The sequence below is a fragment of the Bacteroides intestinalis DSM 17393 genome (genome assembly GCF_000172175.1).
In the GTDB taxonomy this organism is placed as follows: Bacteria; Bacteroidota; Bacteroidia; order Bacteroidales; family Bacteroidaceae; genus Bacteroides; species Bacteroides intestinalis.
Genome location: NZ_ABJL02000008.1, coordinates 1,327,548 through 1,352,592, shown reverse-complemented (window position 1 = coordinate 1,352,592; position 25,045 = coordinate 1,327,548). Strand labels below are relative to the sequence as shown.

The window sequence follows — 25,045 nt, the reverse complement described above, 5'->3', positions numbered from 1 at the left end:
TTTTTAGTTGTTAAAGAATTGATTGATTGCATGCAGGGTTCGTCTTTCCTGTTCCTCTCTGCTTAATGTGTCTTCCAGATAGAGGAAGTTGAAACGTGGGTAGCCGAACTTTTCGTTGTTCTTCTTGATGAACTCGGTCTCAATAAAGTTGCGCTTATCTGCAAACTTGGCGGCAAATCCTTCACCTTTCGTCTCAATGATAATGATTTTGTGAATCTGCTTGTCGGCATTGCGGCTGATGAGAAGGAAGTCAGGGACGTATTTTCCTATGTATCTCCATTCTTTGCCTGCCTGTTTGTAACAGTCAATCTTGAATTCGGTTATGGTGTCATCACCGTTGAAGTATATTTCCAGCTCCTTGTTTTTGATTATGGGCAGGATGGATTGTGAGAAATATTCTCTCTCCAGAGGGCTGTCGAAACGGTAGGGAAGGTAATGATAGGTCTTCCTACGTTCGGGGTGTGGGTCATGCGGGTGTAGCGATGAGGTATCCATTCCTTGTGCTTCCAATATTTTCATGGCAGCCTGCACTTCAGGGGCAAGTGGAGCGTCAGCAGCGTGATTATCCCATTGGAGCACTTCTTTCACCTCTTTTTGTGAAGGGTAGAAATGGCTGTCATCGGTCACTTCAATCGGAGAAACTAATTTTTCTATTTGCAGCAGGTTAGCTTTGGCAGGCACAATCTCTTCATTGGTGCGAAAATCTCGCTTGGGGACGAATGCTTGGCGTATCAGAGAACGTATCTGCATGTGGTCAAAATAGTGATTGAAAGACAGGAACTTTCCTTCTTTGAGTGTGATCTGGCGAAAGATGCCGTTTAACTCTTTATCGTATTTTCTTAGTTCCGGAATGGAGAGTGTACCGAAGCTTTCTTTGGCAATGAGTTGTAGCCAATGATTGAAAGAAGCGATTTCATGGTTCGATTGTTTTTCTTCTTCATAGTGCCCTATGATGTGTCCTTCCATGTCTTGATGATGAATGATGGACAACTCGGCCTGTCGCAATATGCCTTTGTCTGTCAGCCGTTCTGCGGTATGCGTATCTTCGTCGATGATTAATGTCTGATACGAAACTTTTAACTGGAAGAAGTCAATGGGAGGCACCTGCATCCGCTCCATGCGCGAAAATCGTTCGATGGATTTGAAGGAATATGTTTTCTTGTCACTGAACTCCTGCAAAGTGATGTTCTGTTGTTGTTTCAACTGCTTGTTCAAGGTGTCGGCATTAAATTTGTTCAACCAGATCAAGGCAGTTTCCGCATGGTTTTTCTGCACTTGACGCAGACAGCGGCAACTTGTTTGTAGCACCATATTCGTGGGGCATACTCCTTTTTGAGGAAGGATTACGCCGGTGAGGCTCTTACAGTCCCATCCCTCTTTGCCGATTTGTACCAGCAAAACTATTCTGATTTTGGAAAAGATAGTGTCAAGTGAGGCGAACTCTGTTTCCGATCCTTCCGGCTGTGGATATTTAGAGTTTCCACCATGATATTTCAGAATACTTGTCACGGGGTCCAGTCCATAAGCAGCTGATATTTCGGCGGCGAGCGGATAAATCTGTTCTTCCAGCGTCTCTATCTGTCCGCAATAGATGGCTAGCTTGGCACGGGTCTTGTCCGGATAAATGGTTGCTTTATATTTTTCCAAAAACTCCTTAATTCCGTTGCGGACAATCATATCGGTCTCATTATCGGCATACTTCACCTCAGGTGTTTTCAAGAAATTACCGATCCCCTCAATGAGAGGGTAGTGATACACCACGTTGGCCAGGTCTGTATTTTTGATGCTGAATGTTTCTCCTAAAACTACATTCTCCGCTTTCTCCAAATAGGGGGTACCCGAAAAGCCTAATACAGCATTGAACGAGTGGGCGCGCGTCCATTCGTTCACTACTTTGCGTAGTTTTATTTCGCCATCGGCGGCATGGTGCACTTCGTCTATGTAGATGGTCAGATTGGGTAATTGTCCGATGATATTCCGCAATTCATTAGCAAGTTTCACCTTATTATATTCTTCTTCTGAGAACAGATTAATCTCTTCTTCTTGATCCACCCTGTCCAATATTACTTTTTCGGCGTTGGTAATGGCCACTAATCCCATCAAGTCCTCCAGTGGTTGGTGATTGTTTATCTTCTGCGCGTTGGGGTTTTTGATGAGATTACTCTTCTTGGCTGATTTCTGTTCGTTCAGTATCTCGAATTTGATTAGCCGCTTAAGCTGTGAAGCAGTAGGCTCAGGTATTACCCATGACGGATCAAACTCTTTGATATGCTTTAGGCTGGGGATAATGGATGATTTCAGTCCGGAAGGAGCAAATATCATGAAGTTATGTGCAAAGCAAGGATTGCTTGGCTCATTCTGTGCGAAGTAGAGATCTATATAGATGAATGCTGCCATCAGATAGGTTTTTCCGGCTCCCATGGGCAGGCTGAACAGATAATCCGTATAGGTTACGTCATAGAATATCTTTCGGAAAGCCTTTTCATAGTCTATCTCCGTAGCATGTTCTTTGATGAAGGTTTCCAATGCGGGAGCAAGCTGTCTTCCGTTCTTGTCCTTCTGCAAGGCATATTCCAACAAGGCAGCGGCGGCTTTGTTGGTTGTCAGCACATTGCGTGCCTCTACTGTGAGCGGCATTGTACTTAAGTCCATGCTATTGAATGTTCCATTAACGAACAGTTTCCACAAAGGTTGGTTTTTGCATGCTATCTTGAGAAACAGGTAGGTTTTTATGGCATCGAGCTGGGTATCGCGCATCCTTCCTTTTCGGTCGATATAGGATAGCAATTCGCGGATTGTGCAATCTGCGGAGCATAGCCATTCATCACGTTTTTGGGTTATCAGTCTATAGAACATATATTTAATTTATGGAGCAATCTTTTATTGATTAAGTATTTGGGTGCAAAGTAATGAAATTATGCGCAATTAAAAGAGGGAAAGAGAAGAAAAGTTCTTTTACCCGTATTGTAGAGACACTTTGTTTTCCTATTGTTCATTATCAGTTCTTTAGCTTCCTTCCTTGTAGAGATACTTATCGTTTGCTTCATTTTCCATACTTGCTCCTGTTGTTGTATTGTAGAGATTCACTTTTTGTAATATATTGATTAATAGTGGATTGGTGAAATAGGTTGTAGAGGCTGTTTTCTTGCTTTTCCTTCTTGTGTATCCTAACTTTGCAACATCGAATTTGAGAAAAACGAAAGGTTTAATCGTTGAGGCCTCGCGATGAAATTCTTTCTTAATTATCTCTTATTATAAGGAGATGCGGCCTCGGTCAGTCCTTAACCTGATCGGTCAAAGCAATGATGACTGGTTCATTTGCAACTATATTTATATTTACTTAATACATTATTAATTATGTTTTACAAGAAAAATCAACAGAAAATCAATGGCTTGTGGTATCCTAAATCAATTACATGGGGTAAAGCCATTACAACCGATCAGGTTGCGGATCAATTGGCATATCTTTCTACCACTACCCGTGGTGATGCCTATGCTATCGTCAAAAACTTGGGAAAAGTGCTCTCCCTTTATATGGCACAGGGACGTACGGTGAAAATAGATGGGGTTGGCACTTTTTATTATACGGCTGCTGCTAATAAGAAGGGAGTACAAACTGCTAAGGAGGTCAGTGCCTCTCAGATCGTGGGCGTGCGCGTCCGTTTCATTCCCGAGGTTGAACGCGATGTGAATAGTAAGGTTGTTACTCGCAGCATGGTGGATAATAATATCTGTTGGGAAGAGTGGGGCAAAACCGTCACTTCCGGTGGCAACACCGATAGCGGAAATACCGGCGGCGACGGTGGTATCGAGGATGATCCGTTGGGCTGATTTTCCAGGTTTCGACAAGTTGGTATCTTTTGATATCCAGTAACTTGTGACAGGTGGTTCCCGTGCAATCTTTTTAACAGAAGAGAGCACGGGAACTTTCGTTTTAGCATATTTTATCGTTCTTTTTCTATTTTAATTCATCAAAAATCCGTAATTTCGGACGATTTTTTGCAAAACAGACCGAATAACTAATAATTTATAATATGGAAAATCTCAACACAGCGCTTCTGCTGATGGTGGTAGGTATGACGACAGTGTTCGCTATCCTGCTGATTGTAATCTACTTAGGTAAAGGACTCATTCTTCTGGTAAACAAGTATGCCCCCGAAGAGGTGGTGCCGGATAAGAAAGGTGCGCAAGGTCCCGCAGCGATTCCCGGAAATATTTTGGCTGCTATCAGTGCCGCTGTAACAGTGGTGACACAAGGCAAGGGTAAAGTAGCCAAGGTCGAGAAAGTAAAATGATAATCTTTAATAAAAAACACACATCTATTTATTTAGTATGAAAAAAGAAATTAAGTTCAGCTTGGTGTTCAGGGACATGTGGCAGAGTGCCGGAAAATATGTGCCCCGCGTAGACCAGTTGGTAAAGGTTGCTCCAGCTATTGTTGAAATGGGCTGTTTTGCCCGGGTAGAAACCAATGGCGGAGGTTTTGAACAGGTAAATTTATTGTTTGGTGAAAATCCTAATAAAGCTGTACGTGCATGGACGAAACCGTTCCACGAAGCCGGTATACAAACTCACATGTTGGATCGCGCATTGAATGGTCTGCGCATGAGCCCCGTGCCTGCGGATGTACGTAGGCTGTTTTACAAAGTGAAGAAAGTACAGGGGACAGACATCACACGTACGTTCTGTGGACTGAATGATACCCGTAACATTATTCCTTCCATCACTTACGCTAAGGAAGCCGGAATGATTTCACAGTGTTCGCTCTGTATCACCCATTCGCCCATCCATACAGTAGAATACTATACGGATATGGCGTTAACGCTCATCAAGGCAGGTGCCGATGAAATCTGTATCAAGGATATGGCAGGTATCGGACGCCCGGTATCATTGGGTAAGATTGTAGCAAATATCAAGGCGGCACATCCTGAAATCCCTATCCAGTATCATAGTCATGCAGGTCCTGGTTTTAATATGGCAAGCATCCTTGAAGTTTGTGAGGCTGGTTGCGATTATATCGATGTGGGTATGGAACCGTTGTCATGGGGTACGGGACATGCTGACTTGCTGAGCGTGCAGGCAATGCTGAAAGATGCAGGTTTCCAGGTTCCTGAGGTGAATATGGAAGCATACATGAAGGTACGTGCATTGATTCAGGAATTTATGGACGATTTTCTTGGTCTGTACATCAGTCCGAAAAACCGCTTGATGAACTCCCTGCTGATCGGTCCGGGACTTCCGGGTGGTATGATGGGTAGCCTTATGGCCGACCTGGAGTCCAATCTGGAATCCATCAATAAATATAAGGCAAAACGTAACTTGCCGTTTATGACGCAGGATCAGTTGCTTATCAAGCTGTTTAACGAAGTAGCTTATGTATGGCCGCGTGTAGGTTATCCTCCGTTGGTAACTCCGTTCAGCCAGTACGTTAAGAATCTGGCGATGATGAACGTGATTGCCATGGAAAAAGGCAAGGAACGTTGGGGTATGATCGCTGATGATATCTGGGATATGCTGTTGGGCAAGGCAGGTAAACTGCCGGGTACGCTGGCTCCTGAACTCGTGGAGAAAGCGGAACGTGAAGGCCGTAAGTTCTTCACCGGAAATCCACAGGATAATTATCCGGATGCGCTCGACAAGTATCGCAAGATGATGAAAGAGAATAAATGGGATCTGGGAGAAGATGATGAAGAACTCTTCGAATATGCCATGCATCCGGCACAATACGAAGCATACAAGAGTGGCAAGGCGAAAGAAGACTTCCTGGCAGACGTGGAAAAACGGAAGGCGGAACTTAATAAGTCCCCGTTGGATGACGCTAAACCGAAGACGCTAACCGTACAGGTGGATGGACAGGCTTATCGCGTAACGGTGGCTTATGGTGATATTGACCTACCGGCAAATGCTACTGCGAAAGTGGAAGCCCCCGTAGGCGAAGGTCAGGATGTGATCGCTCCGTTGGAAGGTAAGTTCTTCCTGACGAAGAATGCACAGGAAACTCCGGTGAAGGTGGGCGACAAGGTGAAGAAAGGTGACTTGCTTTGCTACATTGAAGCCATGAAGACATACAATGCCATCCGTGCCGACTTTGACGGAACAATTACGGCTATTTGTGCCACTCCGGGGGACACTGTTTCAGAAGATGATGTATTAATGAAGATAGGATAAACAGCGATGGAAGAAATATTTGCAAAACTCTATGATATGACGGCGTTCAGCAATATCATTGCCGACCCGTCGTTTCTGGTGATGTATGCCATTGCTTTCATTCTGCTGTACTTGGGTATCAAGAAGCACTACGAACCGTTGTTGCTGGTGCCCATCGCTTTTGGTGTACTTATCGCCAACTTTCCCGGTGGTGATATGGGGGTCATTCAGGCAGATGAAAACGGAATGGTAATGGTAAATGGGGTATTGAAGAACATCTGGGAAATGCCGCTCCATGAAATAGCGCACGACCTGGGATTGATGAACTTCATCTACTATATGTTGATTAAGACGGGCTTCTTGCCGCCTATCATTTTTATGGGTGTGGGTGCTTTGACGGACTTCGGACCGATGCTTCGCAACCTGCGTCTCTCTATCTTTGGTGCTGCTGCACAGTTGGGCATCTTCACTGTGCTGCTATGTGCTGTTATGATAGGTTTCACTCCACAGGAGGCTGGTGCACTGGGCATTATCGGTGGTGCTGATGGTCCGACGGCTATCTTCACGACTATTAAGCTGGCTCCGCATCTGTTGGGTCCGATTGCTATTGCAGCCTATTCTTACATGGCGTTAGTGCCGGTGATTATTCCGTTGGTAGTGAAGCTGTTCTGCTCTAAGAAGGAATTGATGATCAATATGAAGGAACAGGAAAAGCTCTATCCTTCGAAGACGGAAATCAAGAATCTGCGTGTACTGAAAATCATTTTCCCGATAGCAGTAACTACAATTGTCGCTCTCTTTGTACCGACGGCAGTGCCTTTGATCGGTATGTTGATGTTCGGTAACCTGATTAAGGAAATCGGTGCGGATACAAGCCGTTTGTTTGATGCGGCTGCCAATAGTATCATGAATGCGGCAACTATTTTCTTAGGACTGAGTGTAGGCGCAACTATGACAAGCGAAGCATTTCTGAACTGGACAACCATTGGTATTGTTATTGGTGGTTTCCTTGCATTTGCGCTTTCTATTACGGGTGGTATCTTCTTTGTGAAGCTGTTCAACCTGTTCAGCAAGAAGAAGATAAATCCGTTGATCGGTGCAACAGGATTGAGTGCTGTGCCTATGGCAAGCCGTGTGTGCAATGAGATTGCTACGAAGTATGACCCGAAGAACCATGTGCTGAATTACTGTATGTCCAGTAATATCTCCGGTGTAATCGGTTCGGCTGTAGCGGCGGGTGTGCTGATTTCGTTCCTGGGATAAGGGGAATAGATACGAAGACGGCGCGGATTACGCGAATTACACGGATTCTTTTGTTGCAATTTGTTGCAATAAAGCTGATCTGCGTAATCCGTGTAATCCGCGCCTGATTTTTTATTCACTAATCACTTTTCTGTATTCTGCCACTGCCATTTTTTCTGCCAGATATGCATTAATCAGGTTCGTATGAGCCTGTGTCCACGACAATTGTGCGGACAAGACATCTGCCATACTGGATTTTCCTTCATTATAAGAGAAAGTCACAAGGTCCAGGTTCTCTTCGGCAAGAGCCATATTTTCCTTTGCAGTCTTTACTTGCTGCTCCGTTTCTGTCAGTTTCGTAGTGGCGGCGGAGAGCTCTTCAAGAATAGTATCAGTAATATAACTTTGTTGTAGCTTCTGGATGCCAATGAATGCTTTCTGTTGTCGGTTTGTCTTGAAACGGGCTCCCCAACGGAAGATGGGGATACTGACGTTTACTCCGGCTACAGGAGTATGGGGGATTTCCTGTCCCATATATGTGATACCTGTATCCCAACCTGTGGCAAGGAACATACTTACCTGGGGATTATACTTGCTGAGAGCGGCATGGCGTTGTGCTTCACTTCGGGCAATGTTTACTGTTGTACTGGCATAATCGGCACGGCGTGGAAGTACATCGTCAAGTCCAAGAATGTCGACGGGTTCACTGGCTATACTGATTTCACTTAGACTATCAACGGGAGTATTGGGTGCTGCTCCCATTAAAATGTTCAGTTGTTGCAGGGCAAGGGTATAATTCTGGCGGGCTTTGATATATTGCAATTCAGCTTCTTTCTGGCGGGTGGAAATCATCAGCAGGTCTGTACGGCTGATAGCGCCATCGTCGAAACGATCCTGAATAATATCGTGCTGCTTCTTTATGATATCCTGAAATGTAGCAGCAGCCTCAAGACTGGCATAAGCGGCTGAAGCATTCCAGTAAACGGCATCACTTTGATAATGAATTTGGTCGAGAGTAAGTTCGGTGGTGAGTTGGCTTAACTCTTCGTCTGCCTGTGCCATACGTTTCTGGGCTATCAGAGAACCACCGGTATAGAGGGGCTGTGCCAAAGTTGCGAGTGCCTGATAGGTGTAGGGGCGGTATTCACCCTTCGGACTGTTCCACTTATCCAGATGGTTGAGGTTGGCGGTACCTTCGGCAGTGATGTCTATTTGTGGCAGGAAGCCGGTATTTGCTATTTTTCGCGCTTCGGTGCTTGCCATGGTTTTCAGGCGCTGCTGTTTCAACACCTGGCTGTAGGCTTCTACTTTGTCACGATATGCTTCACGGCTGAGATACTGTTGGGCTCCGGCTTTCAGGCCGAAGCAACAGAGTAGTGTGACTATGAATATCTTCTTTTTCATGATTACTTGTATTTCTTCTTTTCACTTTTTAATCTTATGTATCGCACAATATGCCACTGGAAGAACGAACAGAGTTAATGCTGAAGCCACCAGCAAACCACCCATGATTGTTGCCGCCATACCACCGAACATAGCGTCGAATAGCAACGGTAACATACCCAGAATCGTGGTTCCGGATGCCATGGCTACAGGTATGATACGACTGGTTGTTGCACTGATTACCGCATTCAGTGGCGTTTTTCCGGAAGCAGTTTCTATATCGATCTGGTCTACCAATACAATTGCATTCTTGATATTCATACCAATCAATCCCAGTAGGCCAAGGACAGAGAAGAAGTCGAATGATTTACCAAGCAAGATTAATCCCAGTACGATGCCAATAAAGATAAGCGGCAACATCAATAGGATGACAATTGGCTTGCGGTAGGTTCTGAACAGGAATAACAGGGTAATGAACATCAGGAAAAAAGTTAATGGCATGTTAGCTGCCAATGCTGCATTACTTTCTGCCTGACTTTCCTGTTCACCAAAATACTTCATGGTGTATCCTTCCGGTACCTGAATTTCTTCTCGCACTTCTTTCCATATCTTATTGAATGCTGCTATGGCATTTACTCCCCGGCGTGGATCGGCTTGCGCCATCATTACCATCTGGCGGTTATAATCTTTCACATTCGAGAACTTATATTGGAAATCAAATTCACTGACTACTTGTTCCAGTGTAGTGGTCTCCTGTGTTGTACCGAATACGGGTAGCGTACGCAGATCGTTGATACGGAAAGAATCGACCGTGTTATCTTTTAGCAGGATAGGCAACACTTGGTCGCCTTCACGATATTCACCTAATGTCATACCGCTTGTGCCAATCTGAATACTCTGTGCCATGCTCTGTCGGGAGACACCTAACGGTTGGGCACGTTCCGGACTGTAAACGGGTTTCCATACAGGAATCTTATTCCCCCATGAATTTCGTACGTTAATGAGATCGTCATCCCGATGCATGATTTCCAGGACCTTATTGGTCAGCATCACCAGTGAATCGACATTATTACCGATGAAACCGATTTCAATGGCAGCATCTACCGCAGGTGATAGTTTAAACAAAGTGGTACGGGTAATGGCATTCGGATAGTTCGCCTTCATATACTGGTCGAAATTCTCTTCGTATTCCTTTGTATATTTACTGTCGGTTAGTTCAATGAGTATATTGGCAAAGTTGGGCTTGGGACCCACGGAAGTAGATGCTAGATAGTAACGTAATGGCGTACTGCCGAAAGTAGTGGATATCCGTTTCACTTCCGGTTGTTGCAGGAGGTGCGCTTCCACCTGTTTCATTTCCTTTTCCACGTCACGGATGCTGTAACCGTCCGGATAGAATATATCGGCACGGAAATAGGGCTTATCCAATGAGGGGAAGAAGTTTTGCGGCATCATTCCCATGATGATCAGTGAGATGATAAACAGGACTACCATACTACCTAGTGTGAGCGTTTTCTTTTTGATAAGTACTCCGAGGATAGATGCGAACTTGTGATAGAAAGGTTTATCATACGGATCTTTATTAGTATCGCCGGATTTGGTTTTCAAGATAAAATTGCCGAAAGTGGTGGTTTGCGTGAGTGCCAGTACCCAGCTTAATCCCAAAGAAATGGCAAGTACGACAAACAGAGGTTTTACGATTTCCGCTACGGCAGAAGGGGCGAGGTACAGCGGGAGGAATGAACAAATGGCGATGAACGTGGCGCCAAGTAAGCCCCATTGTGGTCCGGTAGCTCCATCTATCAGTGCTTTTCTACGGTCTATTCCTCGGGCAATGGCTATTTGTGCATTGTCCGTCACTACAATGGCATTATCCACCAGCATACCCATGGCAATGATGAAACCTGCCAGGGAAGTACGGTTCAGTCCTACCCCCATGAAGGACATGATGAGCAACGTGCCGCCAATGGTAAATAGCAGTGAACTTCCTATAAGTATACCAGCACGTAGCCCCATCACCAGCATGATGATAACGATTACAATGAGGAGGGATTCTATCAGGTTAATGATGAAACCATTATTTGCTTCCTGAGCTATGACATTTTCCGGATACAGACTTTCCAGCTCCAACCCTACCGGAATAAGGGGAAGAAGTTCAGCCAGTTTCTGATCTACCAGTTCTCCGGTCTTTACTACATCCTTTGTCGGGTCGGTGGAAACGCCGATACCTATGGCACGCTTCCCATTGACATGCATGATGTTGCCGGGTGGGTCCATATATCCTTTTTCGATAATGGCTATATCACCCAATTTTACTTGCCCTCCCGAAGTTGTAATCACTTGGTTCCGGATGTCATTGACGGTGGTGTAAGTTCCGTTGGCTACAATACGCAATTGTTGTTCACCGGCGTTGATTTCACCCGTGTTGATAATCTGGTTTTGCGATTGCAACAGGCTTGCCACTTGCTTCGGGTCTATCCCCATACCGGCCAGTTTATTGACGGATATAAAGATATTCACCACTTCGGTTTGCGTGCCGAACAGGGCTACTTTCATTACCCCGTCAGCAGTGATAACCTGAGTTTTGATACGCTCTGCCCAGTTGCGCATTTCTTCGTAAGAGAAACCGTCATCGCCTACCAGACCGTAATAGATGCCGAATACATCACCGAAATCGTCCGATACCGTGGGAACGGAAGCACCGGCGGGTAGTTGCGGTTGTATGTTGAGCACCTTGCGGCGAAGTTCATCCCATTTCTGCGGAATAGACTCTGCGGAAAGGGAAGGTTGAAGCTCGAATGTTATCTTGGATAGTCCGTACATGGACTCCGATTTAATTTTATATGCACCACTCATCGACTGTATCTCGCGGGAGATCGGTTCGGTGATCAGTCGTTCTACTTCTGCCGGTTCTGCCCCCGGATAGCGAGTCATAATGACCGCTGACTTGATGACGAAGGGTGCATCCTCTTTCTTTCCCAACCGGCCGAATGATAGTATACCGCCGATTAGCAACACAGCCAGGAAGAAATAAACAATCTTGGTGTTGTCTAATGCATATTTAGCTAAATTCATATGATTTATATTTGGGCGACCTCAAGGTCGCAGTAGTTGGTAGTCTAATTGATAACTTTCACCGTTTGTCCGTCCACCAGTTGGTGCACTCCGGCAATTACAATAGTTTCTCCCGGTTGTATACCAGCAGAGATAAGAGCATTGGCTTCTCCAGTGGGAGAGTATACGGTTACTTCCCGCTTGCTTACCTTATTATCTTTTACTACCCACACATAAGTTTTCTGGTTTTCGCTTTCACCGAATATGGCACTGAGCGGAATATTCACAAGCTTTTCTTCCAGGAAGGGAGCTACGTCCGATGCCAGCTTGATTTTACACGTAAATCCCGGTTTCACATCGTATAAGGAACGATTAAAAGCAGGATCTTCAATCGTAATAGTTACCGGGATACCTGTTCCGGCTGTAGAAATGTCCAGATATTCTTCCAATTGTGCGTTGAACACCATGTCCGGATAGGTGTCGAAAACCACTTTGAATGTTACATCTTTTGCACGAAGCAGATACAGATAATCATCCGGCACGGTGAATTTGATGCGGAGCTTTTGTGTATTCACCAATTGTACAATGCCTTCTCCGGAATTCACGCGCTGATAGTTTTCCACCAGACGCTTTTCGATGGAACCGTCGAAGGGAGCAGTCAGTTTGGTATCCCGCATATTATTGCTGGACAATTCATAAGCGGACTTTGCCTTTTGGTAATTGGCAACGCTGATTTCATATTCCTGCACGGAGATAGCCTGGCGTCCCAACAGGCGCTTGTTACGTTCCACCTGTGCTGCGGCAGTCTCATAAGCGGCTTTGTCGGCGGCGTATTGCAGGGAAATGTCGCGTGGATCAATGGCGGCGATCAATTGTCCTTTCTTTACCCGCTGACCTTCTACCACAGGCAGATTTATAACCTGTCCGCTGACACGGAAGGCTAGTTTCACGTATTCTACGGCTTCTACAATACCGGAGAAGTCTTTCCGGATGACCGATTGGGAGCTGGCACTAGCTGTCTTAACAGGTCGAATCAGGGTGGCATCGCCCTCTTTCTTGTGTCCGCATGATGTGACAAGCAGCATCACGCCGATGGTGAACAAATAGATTCTTTTCATACTAATATATAGTTGTTCGTTTAGATATAGAAACATAAAACCGGAAAAACAGATAATTGTTCTCCCGGTTTATTTTGTTACGCGTTGTTAATGATAAAGGCTTCTACTCCTCTATTCTGAGCAACAAATCGGTGCCCAGTTTGAGCTTATAAACGTTTTTATATACTTGTATGTTCAGTTCTTCTCCGGTAATAAGTGAAATATTTATTTCTTTGCCTACGCGCATCTGAAGTGTACGTCCCTGATAATTTATCTGGAAGGAATAACTGCTCCATTTTTCGGGAATGACTGGGAAGAAAGAGAGTATGCCCTCCAGGATCTGCATTCCGGCGAAGCCTCGTACAATGGCAAGCCAGCTGCCCGGCATACTGGTGATATGCAGTCCTTGGTGAGTTTCGTTGTTGTAGTCATCCAGGTCAAGACGGGTGGCATGCAGAAAGAGTTGGTAAGCCTTTTCCACTTCGCCAATGCGGGCGGCAAGAATGGAGTGGATGTGCGGGGAAAGTGAAGATTCATGTACCGTCATTGTTTCATAGAAATCAAAGTTACGGCGGACAGTTTCCTTGTCGAAATTGAAGTAATACAGATATAATCCCAGTAACACATCACTTTGTTTGATGTAGCACGAACGAAGAATACGATCCCAGGACCAATGCTGATTGATGGGGCGTTCTTCGGGTGGAATGGCATCGGTACTGTTCAGTTCCTTATCCAGGAAACCGTCATTTTGTACAAAGATCCCCAGTTCTTTGTCTTCCGGTAGATACATACGGTTGATGATGTCGCGCCAGCGTTCAGCCTCTTCTTGTTGGCGGAGGTTGGTGACACGGCGTACACGCGCATATTCGTCGGGGTATTCTCCGGCAATGATTTCAAGATAGTTAAGTGTCATCTGCAGGCACTGCACACACGAGTAATTGGTGTACCAGTTATTATCCACATTGTTTTCGTACTCATCCGGTCCGGTTACCCCCAGTATGACATATTTCTGTTTTGGTTTTGAGAAAGATACACGTTGGCTCCAGAAGCGGGAGACGGCAATCATTACTTCCAGTCCGTATTTGGCTATATAATCTTTGCTGCCTGTGATTGCGGCATGTTGTGCAATGGCATAGACGATGATATTGTTGCGGTGTATTTCTTCAAAAGTAATTTCCCATTCGCTGTGGCATTCCTCACCACTGTAAGTGACTTGCGGAAAGAGAGCAGCCCCCTCTTTGAATCCCAGTTTACGGGCATTCTCTATAGCTTTCGGTAGTTGGTTATAACGGTATATCAACAGATTTTTTACAATCTCCCTCGGAGTAGAAAGCAGGAAGAACGGTACACAACAAAGTTCCGTGTTCCAGTATGTGTTTCCACCGTATTTTTCACCAGTGAATCCTTTCGGGCCGATATTCAGACGCGGATCATCACCGCGGTACGTCTGGCATAGTTGGAAGATGTTGTACCGGATACCCTGTTGTGCTTCCGGGTCCCCTTCGATAACCACATCCATTTCCTTCCATATATTAGCCCAGGCTTGTTGATGATTGTTTTCCAACTTATCCCAGCCGTCTATTTTAGTCTGACGGGCTTTGGTGATGGAATGTTCTATCAATTCCTGGCGTTCATCATAGAGCGACGAACTTATAACGGTATATTTGATGAGCATTACATTGTCTCCCGGTTTCACATCTGCCCCGATGCTGAATCCGGTTTGTTTCTCTTTTTCAATGCGTATCGGGTTCGAGGAGGCTTCTTTGCCGTTCTTGAAGAACTGATAGGTCATGGCGTAGCACACTTGCGCATCTTCCCGCCGGGTTTGCGTCCATAGATAAGCACAATCCTTTGTGACGCCGGAACGGAGGATATTCCATATCTTCTCGTTCGGATCATCATCCTTATTGACTATGATTGCATCCAGAGAGGGAATCAGTGATATTCTTCCTGTATAATTGATGGAGGTGACGCTGTATTTTATTAGGCATAAATCGGGGTGGGCCATATTGTTGATATGCTCCACATGTACCCGTATTTGATGTCCTCTGGGAGATGTGATTTCGAAATCCCGGTAGGAGATACCTGCTTTCATATCAAGTCTGCGGCTGAAGCTGTTTACGTCCCATTGTGCCAGGTCCAGTTCTTCATCGATGAGACGCAGGCTGACACGACTCCAGTCCGCTGCATTGGGAATACGCGTGTAAAAAGCAGGAAAGCCGTTCTTCCACCAACCTACACGCGTTTTATCCAGAAAAGTGATACCGGCTACAAATGAACCGCGATAGGAATCGCTTGAATAAGGCTCTTCAAAATTTCCCCGTTGTCCAAAGCGTCCGTTCCCCAAGCTGAATATACTTTCGGACATTCTCAGGTTGTCGGCGTGAAAGTTATCTTCAATAATATTCCATTCATCGGTTCTAAGGTATCTTTTCATGGCGTGTATCTCAATGGTGATTATGGCGGTAAAGATAAACAAATAAACGGATAAACGGCAAGAAAGTATGACAAAAGTAGATGAAAGAGGAGTGATAAGGTGATAAAGTGGTAAGGTGATAGAGTGATAAAGTAGCTGCGTTATATATCACAGAGTGTTGTTCCACTATCACTTTGCCACTTCATCACTTTATCACTTTATCACTCTTTTTATAAGGATTATGCTTTTGTTTGTTCTCCTTTGGTCTCTTTGATTAAATATACACAAACTGCGCCGATAATCAGCATGACACCTGCCATGACCAGCATATTGATTTCGGGAGGCAACATACCTTTGGGAGTGAACAGGGCAAGAATGCTCCCGCCGAGTGAAGCCGCCACAATCTGCGGAATACAGATTGTTCCGTTGAACAAGCCCAGATAAGTTCCCATGTGTCCGCCGCTCAGTGCGTTGGTCAGGATGGTGAAAGGCAACGCCAGCATAGCAGCCCATGCGCAACCTATCAGTAGGAAGGAGATGAACAATACATATTGATTATGAACAAAATAAGTAGAGATGAAACCCAATCCACCCAGCACCAGACTGAGAGAATAGATCAGTTTGCGATCCTTGAACAACGGGATGCAGACAGCCCATAGTACAGAACCGATAGCCTGTACGGCAAACAACACGCCTACCCAGTCGGCAGCATCCTGATATTGAATACTCTTGGTGTCCAGCATAACTTTGCTGACTCCGTTCACTGCGGTTTCCACTGTAGGAGCATCGAATACATTGGCGGCTACACTACCATTGGTATACGTCCACATAAACATGAAAGCAAACCAGCAGAAGAACTGAACCAAACCTACCGTCCAGAAAGCTTTCGGCGCTTTTATCAGCAGTTTCACCATATTGATTTTTTCTTTTTCTTCCTCTTCGGTGATGCCGTGGTATTCAGCGTATTCGGCGGGTGGCATCTCCTTTACTTTCACTGTGGTATAGATTACACAAAGTATCAGGATGGCGGCTCCGATATAGAAAGAATAAATCACCGAGTCGGGTACTACGCCTTGCGGGGCTATGTTGCTGATACCGATCCATGTAAAGATGAACGGGAACAGGAAACCTACGAGGCTGCCCGCATTACACAGGAAACTCTGGATGGAGTAGGCGAGGCCTTTTTGCTTTTCGTTCACCATGTCGCCTACCATCATCTTGAATGGCTGCATCGCCATATTGATGGAGGTATCCAGGAACATCAATGATACTAATCCGAATATCATTGCCGTGCTGACTGCCATACCGAAACTACCGGCATTCGGCAGCAGGCACATTACCAATACGGCTACCAGTGAACCGACAAACAGATAAGGAATACGGCGTCCGAAGCGCGTCCACGTCTTGTCGCTTGCAGCGCCCACGATGGGTTGCACGATGATGCCTGCCAATGGTGGTAATATCCAGAAATAACTTAAACTATGCGGGTCTGCACCCAGTGTTGCAAAAATACGACTGATGTTTGCACTCTGCAAGGCGTAGGCAATCTGTACGCCAAAAAATCCGAAGCTGATGTTCCACAACTTCCAAAAGCTCAAATCGGGTTTTACTTTCATTCTTAATAAATTATTAGTTACGAGCTACGAGCTACAAGCTACGAGTTCCTTTCGGCATACTGGCAATTCCGCGTAGCCTACTCGTCACTCGTAGCTCGTAGCTTGTCACTCATTTATTTCGTTGTTCCCCTCACTACAAGATTCGTTCTCACAATCTTGTTACTACTCTTGTCATCGCCCCCTTCCAGCTTGCCTATCAGAATGCTGAAAGCACTTCTTCCGACTTCTTCTCCATGTTGTTCCACGGTGGTCAGTTTGGGATCTGTGCTTTGGGCAATGGCTCCGTCGGTAAATCCACAGATCGATACTTCATCGGGCACTTTCTTTCCAACCAGTTTACAGGCATACAGAATGCCCGAAGCTGTTTCGTCATTGATGGCGAAGAAAACATCGGGATGACCGGGACCTTCCAGTATGTCAGGGGTGATGGATATGGCGCGTTCCCTTGTATCACACAGCATAATCATGCTGTCGTCCACGGGAATTTTGTATTTCTTCATGGCATCCAGATAGCCATTCCGACGATTCTTGGTGATTTCCAGATGCGGGGCTGCTCCATAAAACAGGATACGCTTGCAACCTGTCTGTATCATATACTCCACGGCGGCAAAAGAACCGGCATAGTCGTCCACTACCACCCGTTCTGTTTTCAATCCGGTGCAGATGCGATCGTAGAACACAATGGGGATATTATTATTCAGCAGGTCCTGATAATGATCGTATTGAGAGGTATCCTTTGCCAGAGAGGCAATCACACCACAGACGCGGGCGGCAAGGAATGAGTGTACGATTTTCACTTCCTGTTCATAAGATTCATTGCTCTGGGCTACCAAAATATTGTATCCTGCTTCGGCAGCAGCCTTTTCAATGCCACTCAGCACGCACGAGAAAAAATGATGTACCAGTTGCGGGACAATTACACCGATTGTATTCGAACGGCTGGCACGAAGGTTCACTGCAAGTACGTTAGGCTTGTAATTATGCTCCCGGGCATACGCATGTATAAGGTCACGGGTCTCCTGGCTGATATCCGGATTGTCTTTCAGCGCCCTCGACACAGTGGATGGTGAGACGTTCAACGCCCGGGCAATATCCTTGATGGTTATCTGCGGTTTATTCATGGTATTTTCTAAATATTCCCAAAGATAATGCAAACCGAAAGCAGTACAAAATAAGCTTGCTTATTTTTATTGCTGAGGTGCAGCTTATCTTAATCAAAGGTTATTCAAATGAGGATAGCTGCCAAACTAAAAAAATGTAAGCCAACTATTCCGATTGCAAAAATAGCGGAATAGATGAGAATAAGCTTCTTCGTTGAGAATTATCGGATTATAGAATAGCGCAAACGTTTGCAGACATCCATTGACTTTGCATCTGAATGGGCGTTGCACGTTGCTTTCTTGCGAGACGCTTTGTTTCCAGATGAAACTGTCGGGACTGCATGGATTCTCGGAAGTAAATATAAAACGGTTGACTAAGCTTTCAGTCATTATAAATAATAACTGCGATATACCCCTTCTATAAGAACTTTTGTTGTCTTTAGATAAGATAAGCTGCATTTCGGCATAACTTTTTCATGCAAGCATGAAAGTTCTGCACTCAATTTGCATTATCTTTGTGTCGTTATCCCGTCATAAAGCGACGGATTAAATATCCCAAAAACAGCAGGAGGACATTATATGGACCCATTAGAATACTTAGTACCCGGCAGAAAGAGACTTCCCTACGGCATGATGAACTTCGCGGTCATCCGCCGTGAAGACTATTATTACGTGGACAAAACCCGCTTCATCCCCATGATAGAGCAGGCGGACCGCTTTTTCTTCTTCATCCGTCCGCGCCGTTTCGGGAAGAGCCTGACGCTGAACGTGCTGCAACATTACTACGATGTGCGTACCCGCGACAAGTTCGACGACCTCTTTGGCGACCTCTACATCGGGCAGCATCCCACACCGAGTCGTAACACTTATCTTGTGCTCTATCTCAATTTCTCCGGCATCACCGGTGCACTGAACGACTATCGCAAAGGGCTGGATGAGCACTGCCAAATCCGCTTCGACTTTTTCTGCGAAGTCTATGCCGACCTTCTGCCGGAAGGCATCAGGGATCGGCTGGACGAGAAGGACGGAGCCGTCAACCAATTAGACTATCTGATTTCGGAATGCGAACGTGCCGGACAGAAGGTGTACCTCTTTATCGACGAGTACGACCACTTCACCAACGCCATTCTCTCCGACCCCGAAAGCCTGCACCGCTATACCAACGAAACGCATGGCGAAGGTTATCTGCGCGCCTTCTTCAACAAAGTGAAAGCAGGAACCTATTCCAGCATCGAGCGCTGTTTCATTACCGGTGTAAGCCCCGTGACGATGGATGACCTCACCAGCGGCTTCAACATCGGAACCAACTATTCCCTCTCACCGGACTTCAACCAAATGATGGGTTTCACAGAAGAAGAAGTGCGCGAAATGCTGACCTACTATTCTACCACCAGCCCCTTCAATCATACCATTGACGAACTGATAGAGATAATGAAGCCGTGGTATGATAACTATTGCTTCGCGCAGGAATGTTACGGCGAAACCACGATGTATAACTCCAACATGGTGCTTTATTTCGTCAAGAACTACATCTCGCGTGGCAAAGCACCGCTAAGCATGGTGGAAGAGAACATCCGCATCGACTACGAGAAACTACGCATGCTCATCCGTAAGGACAAGGAGTTTGCCCACGACGCCTCAGTCATTCAAACCCTCGTGAGCCAGGGCTTCATCACCGGCGAACTGAAGAGTGGCTTCCCTGCCTCCGGTATCACTAATCCCGATAATTTCGTGAGCTTGCTCTACTATTTCGGCATGCTCACCATCAACGGCATGCACGAAGGAAAAACTAAACTGACCATCCCTAACCTGGTGGTTCAGGAACAACTTTATACCTATCTGCTGAGTACGTACAACGATGCAGACCTCAGTTTCAGTAGTTACGAAAAGAGCGAACTCTCCAGTCGCCTTGCTTACCGAGGCGATTGGAAAGCCTACTTCGACTACATTGCCGACTGCCTGAAGACCTACGCCTCGCAGCGCGACAAGCAGAAGGGCGAGTTCTTCGTGCATGGCTTCACCCTTGCCATGACCGCACAGAACCGTTTCTACCGCCCCATCTCCGAACAGGACACGCAGGCGGGCTATGTCGATATTTTCCTATGTCCGATGCTGGACATCTACTCCGACATGACGCACAGCTACATTGTAGAGTTGAAGTATGCCAAGTACAAAGACCCCGAAACCCGTGTGGAGGAACTGCGTCAGGAGGCTATCGCACAAGCCAACCGCTACGCTGATACCGATACGGTGAAGCGTGCCATCGGCAGCACCCAGCTACATAAGATTGTGGTGGTGTATAAAGGCATGGAAATGCGGGTGTGCGAAGAAATACAGTAGTCCGGACCTTTAACGTAACCCGGCGTATGCACAGACCAGTTCTTTTTCTTTTCATTCTGTTACAGATATGGCTTCCTTGCACTCTGGTGGGGCAGAAGTCCGATTACAGGCTGTTTGATAATATCAGTCTGGGGACGGAAGCATCCGTCATCAGTTGCTTCCTGCAAGACACGCAAGGACTGATATGGATAGGTTCCAACAAAGGACTGTTCAGCTACGACGGCTATTCCTCACAACCGCATTTCACTTTCGGCGAGCGCAGCAATACTCGCATTTATTGCGGTACGGTGGTGGACAGCACCTATCTTTATATAGGTGCGGACAATGGCTTACTGATTTATAACTACCGAACAGACACTTACCAAGAACCGGAAGCGGACTTCCCGACCGACATCCGCACACTGGCATTGCGTGACGGCGTGCTGTGGCTGGGGACACTAAACGGCCTCTATACCTACTCACCGGAAACCCGGCAACTCTCCGCCATCACCGAAGGACTTCCGCACCAGACCATTTATTCCATTATCCGCGCCTCGGACGATAACCTCTACATTGGTACGTACAACGGCTGTTGCCGCTACATCCCCGCCACCGGACGCTTTGAAACCATAGACCTGCCCGTCACCCGTGGCCGAAGCAATCAGTTTGTCAATTCACTCCTGGAAGATACCGCGCGTGGTTGCATCTGGATAGGCACAGAAGGATGTCTTTTCAAATACACCCCTGCCGACGGGCATACGCAGCGGATAGATGCTTTCCATGATAACTCCGTCAAGTCTCTGGCACTGGACGGGAACGGTCAATTGCTGGTAGGCACCGATAATGGTCTGTACGTCTATCAGGAGGACGAGCCCCTGTTGCACGTTGTTCATGACTCCCGAAACCTCCAGTCCCTTTCTAACAATATCATCTGGACCATCTTTGCCGACCGCGAGCATAACGTCTGGCTGGGTACGGATTACGGTATCTCCATGTTCCGCCATAACAGTGTGTTGCGTCATATCCCTATCTCGCAGATTACCGGAACAGGGGAGGGCAACCAGTTCTATTCCATGCTGCGCGATACGCACGGAACTTATTGGTTTGGCGGCACCAACGGCCTCATTCGCTTCACCGCTCTTATGGATGGGGAACAGGACGTTGCCTGGTACAAGATGGGAGACCGGAAATATCCTTTGTCCCACAACCGGGTACGCCATCTTTACGAAGACCGTGAACAACAACTTTGGGTGGCTACGGATGGCAGCATCAGTCGTTACGACCCGGCGAAACGCCAGTTTATACATTATAACATAGTGGACAGCACCCGCCGCTACAACGCCAATTGGACGTATAGCCTTTTTGAAGACCGTGACGGACAACTTTGGATAGCCACCTGTCTCGGCGGTATTTTCGTTGTAGATAAGGAAAACCTCATGCGTTCTTCCGGCGGACTCTACATGGCGGAGAAGACTTATTCCATCCACAACGGCCTGTCCGGCATGTTCATCAATCAGATGATTCCCGACCGGGAAGGGAATGTATGGGCATTGCTCTATAACAGTCACAACAGCATCGAAAAGATAAATCCCCGTACCGGCGAAGTCACCCATATTGCCGCCGATGAACTGAAAGGCGAGCGTACTCCCAACTTTATCCTTTGTGCCGAAGACGGCTACATCTGGATAGGTTTCCCCGGCGGAGTGATGCGCGTGACTCCCGAAAACGACAGTATCCGCATGTTGCCCTTTGATGCCTATAATCATTACGAAGTGCTTTCCATGGCCGAAGCCGACGGCCGCATCTGGATCTCTACCACAGATGGTTTCTGGGTAGCCGACCAACAGACTCTGGAAGTCCGCCGACTGAATATCACCGACAAGCGTTTCACCAGCATGTTCTTTGATAAGACAAGCGGAGAACTCTATCTGGGCACCGCAGACGGTTTTGCCATCTCCTCACCCGAGGCCTTGCTGGCGGAACACCTTGAACAGCCTTTGATATTGACCGCCCTTTATGTCAACAACCAACTTTACCAGTCTGGGGCGGGGCAGGCGCTTGATGCAGTGCAATCCGCACAAAGCATCCGTTACTCACAGCGTATAAATCTGGACTACGACCAGAACAATCTTGCTTTTGAACTTTCCGACCTGCCTTATTCCCTTGAAGAGAAAAGCAAACTGTTGTATCGCCTGGAAGGTGTGGACCGTGAATGGAACTTGTTGAAACCGAATACGAACCGGATTACTTACAACAATCTGAACTACGGTGACTACCGCCTGATAGTGAGTAAGCTGGATGCGCATGGCAAGCCGTCCGAAAAGACGTATGCATTGGACATCCACATCATTCCGCCCTGGTACTACACCCCGTGGGCAAAGGCCGTTTATGTCTTGCTGTGCCTTGTCCTGATACTCTGGACAATCAACTTCTTTCGTGTGAAGAACCGTCTGAAACTGGAGCGTCTGGAAAAAGAGAAAATCCTGGAGCAGTCTCAGGCTAAGATGGAGTTCTTTACGAATCTCTCCCACGACCTGAAAACTCCGTTGAGCATGATTATCGCGCCTATCAGCAAGTTGCTGCCCGGCATCAAGGATCAGCAGGAGAAGAAACAACTGGAACAGGTGCATCGCAATGCCATGAAGTTGAATTCGCTTATCCATCAGGGGCTGGACTTCAACCGGGTGGATAGTGGAAACAATACATTACTGATACTTTCTCAAATCGAACTGGTGTCTTTTGCGCGTGGCTTATTCACCTTGTATGCAGAGGAGAAGGCGAAAGAGAAGAAGCTGACTTTCCATTTCCATGCCGACCGTGAAAAGATATACATACAGATGGATGCCATAAAACTGGAATCTATCTTGGATAATCTTTTATCCAATGCCGTGAAGTATACTCCGGAAGAGGGTGAGATAACGCTTCGTTTGCAGGCTTCTGATAAAGAAGTGCATATCTCTGTATCCGATACAGGTATCGGTGTTCCCCGTCAGGATCAACCGTATGTTTTTCAGCGTTTCTTCCAGTCTCCCAAGACGGCAGGCACGAAGGAGGGAACAGGTATCGGCCTGTATTTGGTAAAGACTTATACGGAACTGCATGGTGGTAAAGTTCAGCTTTCTTCAGAAGAGAATAAAGGTACTGCCATTACGCTGACCCTTCCGGTGATTGCTATGGAACAGCCTGTCGTAGAGGTCTCTCCGGAAATTGTATCTTCTGATATCGAACCTGTCGCTGCCGGAGTTACAGTTGTGGTTCCAGATACAGATACGCCCGCTCCGGATGCTCCATTGCTTCTGATTGTGGATGATACTCCGGAGGTTTCAGAGTTTATTTATCAGATACTGCATACTAAATATCGTTGCCGTTTGGCGGAAAATGGTAAGATAGGTGTGGAACTTACCCTGGAATTAATGCCCGATCTGATTATTGCTGATGTCATGATGCCCGTAATGGATGGTCTTGAAATGGTGCGTCATATCAAGAAGCATATTCCTACATCCACTATTCCCATCATCTTGCTGACGGCGAAAAGTGATAAGGAAACGGAGCTTGAAAGTATTCAGCTGCATATAGATGCTTTCATTCCTAAACCCTTTGAACCGGATATTTTGCTTTCGCGTGTGGAGCAATTATTACATAGCCGGGAGACGCATGAGGCGAAAGCCCGCATGGAAGTTCTTTCCACCCCGAAAGAGATAGAGGCGGTTTCTTATGATGAGAAGTTCCTGGCAAATGTAATTCATCTGATTGAAGAACACATCTCAGACTCCGAACTGAATGTGAATGCCCTTTGCGAATGGACCGATATCAATAACAAGCAGATGTATCGCAAGATAAAGCAACTGACGGGCATGACACCTGTGGAATACATTAAGTCTATCCGCATGAAAAAGGCGGCTATGCTGCTGAAACAGCAGAAGTTTACTGTGGCCGAAGTGATGTATATGGTTGGTTTCTCCAATCATTCCTATTTTTCTAAATGCTTTCAGGCTGAGTTTGGGATGACGCCGAAGCAATACGTTTAGTTCAGCCTTATAATTCTTTGCCACCTTATTGGCAAGGTTTTGCCAATAAGGTGGCAGAGTCTTGCCAATAAGATGACAACAGTTTGCCAGTAAGGTGGCAAGGAATTGGCACAATTAAGTGTTCAGGAATACTTCTGCTCCTAATAGATTATTAAAGTAAGTGGCATTCCGTTCATCCTCAAGTCCTCCGTCGAGGGTGAACAGTAGTTGGTATCTAGTTTGTGTATTCGCCATTCCCACAACTACGGAAATTACTGATTGTTTTTCGGGAAATTGAACCAATGTGACTCCCTGCACCATTCCATCGGAATATTCGCTTGCTGCAAAAGCATTGTACACGGCATTGGGCACTTCGTCCATTGTTCCCCAATCAATCTGTCTCATTTCCCATTGTGCTTCAGAGTTGAACCAGACTTTTGTGTCGAACCCATTCTGTATAAAGTCCGCTACATAGTAAATCTCATCCCGTGACCAGGCAACATCCTTGGCGGCGGGATACATTTTTTTTAGTGCTGTCTGTACATTGACAGGCGCATAATCGGCCAGAGCCGGAACTGATGTCAGGAGCATCAGAAGCAGGAAAGAATACGTCAACTTTTTCATTGTTCCTTCATTTAGATTGTTATCGTTCTGAAGAAAACAA

At 46.2% G+C, this 25,045-nt stretch carries 14 protein-coding genes; 6 read left to right on the top strand and 8 right to left on the bottom strand.

What is annotated here, in order from left to right; translation table 11 throughout:
* Nucleotides 1–3 precede the first annotated feature (3 nt).
* Nucleotides 4–2,856, bottom strand: coding sequence for a DEAD/DEAH box helicase family protein (locus tag BACINT_RS14760; RefSeq protein ID WP_007664428.1), 2,853 nt, complete (start codon nucleotides 2,854–2,856; stop codon nucleotides 4–6).
* A 498-nt stretch (nucleotides 2,857–3,354) separates the two neighbouring features.
* On the opposite strand from BACINT_RS14760, the gene BACINT_RS14755 reads away from it, so the two are divergent.
* The 4 genes from BACINT_RS14755 (at nucleotide 3,355) to BACINT_RS14740 (ending at nucleotide 7,410) form a co-directional block, all read left to right on the top strand.
* Nucleotides 3,355–3,831: an HU family DNA-binding protein gene (locus BACINT_RS14755; protein ID WP_044155285.1), complete on the top strand. Its 477-nt coding sequence runs from the start codon at nucleotides 3,355–3,357 to the stop codon at nucleotides 3,829–3,831.
* 203 nt (nucleotides 3,832–4,034) lie between these two features.
* Nucleotides 4,035–4,295, top strand: a complete 261-nt coding sequence (locus BACINT_RS14750) for an OadG family protein (protein WP_007664426.1) — start codon at nucleotides 4,035–4,037, stop codon at nucleotides 4,293–4,295.
* 37 nt (nucleotides 4,296–4,332) lie between these two features.
* On the top strand, nucleotides 4,333–6,168 hold the full coding sequence (locus BACINT_RS14745) for a biotin/lipoyl-containing protein (protein WP_007664425.1): 1,836 nt from the start codon (nucleotides 4,333–4,335) through the stop codon (nucleotides 6,166–6,168).
* A 6-nt stretch (nucleotides 6,169–6,174) separates the two neighbouring features.
* Nucleotides 6,175–7,410 carry a sodium ion-translocating decarboxylase subunit beta gene (locus tag BACINT_RS14740; protein WP_007664424.1) on the top strand — a complete coding sequence of 412 codons (1,236 nt, stop codon included), beginning with the start codon at nucleotides 6,175–6,177 and terminating at the stop codon, nucleotides 7,408–7,410.
* Nucleotides 7,411–7,521: 111 nt separating this feature from the next.
* Here the strand turns inward: BACINT_RS14740 and BACINT_RS14735 are convergent, their stop codons facing one another.
* The 6 genes from BACINT_RS14735 to BACINT_RS14710 form a co-directional block, all read right to left on the bottom strand.
* Nucleotides 7,522–8,793: a TolC family protein gene (locus tag BACINT_RS14735; RefSeq protein WP_007664423.1), complete on the bottom strand. Its 1,272-nt coding sequence runs from the start codon at nucleotides 8,791–8,793 to the stop codon at nucleotides 7,522–7,524.
* A 21-nt stretch (nucleotides 8,794–8,814) separates the two neighbouring features.
* Nucleotides 8,815–11,847 (bottom strand): efflux RND transporter permease subunit, encoded by a 3,033-nt coding sequence (locus BACINT_RS14730; protein WP_007664422.1) that lies wholly within the window; start codon nucleotides 11,845–11,847, stop codon nucleotides 8,815–8,817.
* 44 nt (nucleotides 11,848–11,891) lie between these two features.
* The gene (locus BACINT_RS14725) at nucleotides 11,892–12,944 is read right to left on the bottom strand and encodes an efflux RND transporter periplasmic adaptor subunit (protein WP_021968255.1); all 1,053 of its coding nucleotides are present in this window, start codon (nucleotides 12,942–12,944) and stop codon (nucleotides 11,892–11,894) included.
* Nucleotides 12,945–13,047: 103 nt separating this feature from the next.
* Nucleotides 13,048–15,360, bottom strand: coding sequence for a family 65 glycosyl hydrolase domain-containing protein (locus BACINT_RS14720; protein WP_021968256.1), 2,313 nt, complete (start codon nucleotides 15,358–15,360; stop codon nucleotides 13,048–13,050).
* A 218-nt stretch (nucleotides 15,361–15,578) separates the two neighbouring features.
* On the bottom strand, nucleotides 15,579–16,955 hold the full coding sequence (locus BACINT_RS14715) for an MFS transporter (RefSeq protein ID WP_007664419.1): 1,377 nt from the start codon (nucleotides 16,953–16,955) through the stop codon (nucleotides 15,579–15,581).
* Nucleotides 16,956–17,068: 113 nt separating this feature from the next.
* Entirely contained in the window at nucleotides 17,069–18,076 is a 1,008-nt protein-coding gene (locus BACINT_RS14710; RefSeq protein WP_007664418.1) for a LacI family DNA-binding transcriptional regulator, read from the bottom strand.
* A gap of 558 nt (nucleotides 18,077–18,634) precedes the next feature.
* On the opposite strand from BACINT_RS14710, the gene BACINT_RS14705 reads away from it, so the two are divergent.
* Nucleotides 18,635–20,395 (top strand): AAA family ATPase, encoded by a 1,761-nt coding sequence (locus BACINT_RS14705; RefSeq protein ID WP_021968259.1) that lies wholly within the window; start codon nucleotides 18,635–18,637, stop codon nucleotides 20,393–20,395.
* 26 nt (nucleotides 20,396–20,421) lie between these two features.
* On the top strand, nucleotides 20,422–24,402 hold the full coding sequence (locus tag BACINT_RS14700) for a hybrid sensor histidine kinase/response regulator transcription factor (RefSeq protein WP_021968260.1): 3,981 nt from the start codon (nucleotides 20,422–20,424) through the stop codon (nucleotides 24,400–24,402).
* A gap of 114 nt (nucleotides 24,403–24,516) precedes the next feature.
* Here BACINT_RS14700 and BACINT_RS14695 read toward each other — a convergent pair whose 3' ends face one another.
* On the bottom strand, nucleotides 24,517–25,005 hold the full coding sequence (locus tag BACINT_RS14695; protein ID WP_007664410.1) for a PepSY-like domain-containing protein: 489 nt from the start codon (nucleotides 25,003–25,005) through the stop codon (nucleotides 24,517–24,519).
* Nucleotides 25,006–25,045 lie beyond the last annotated feature (40 nt).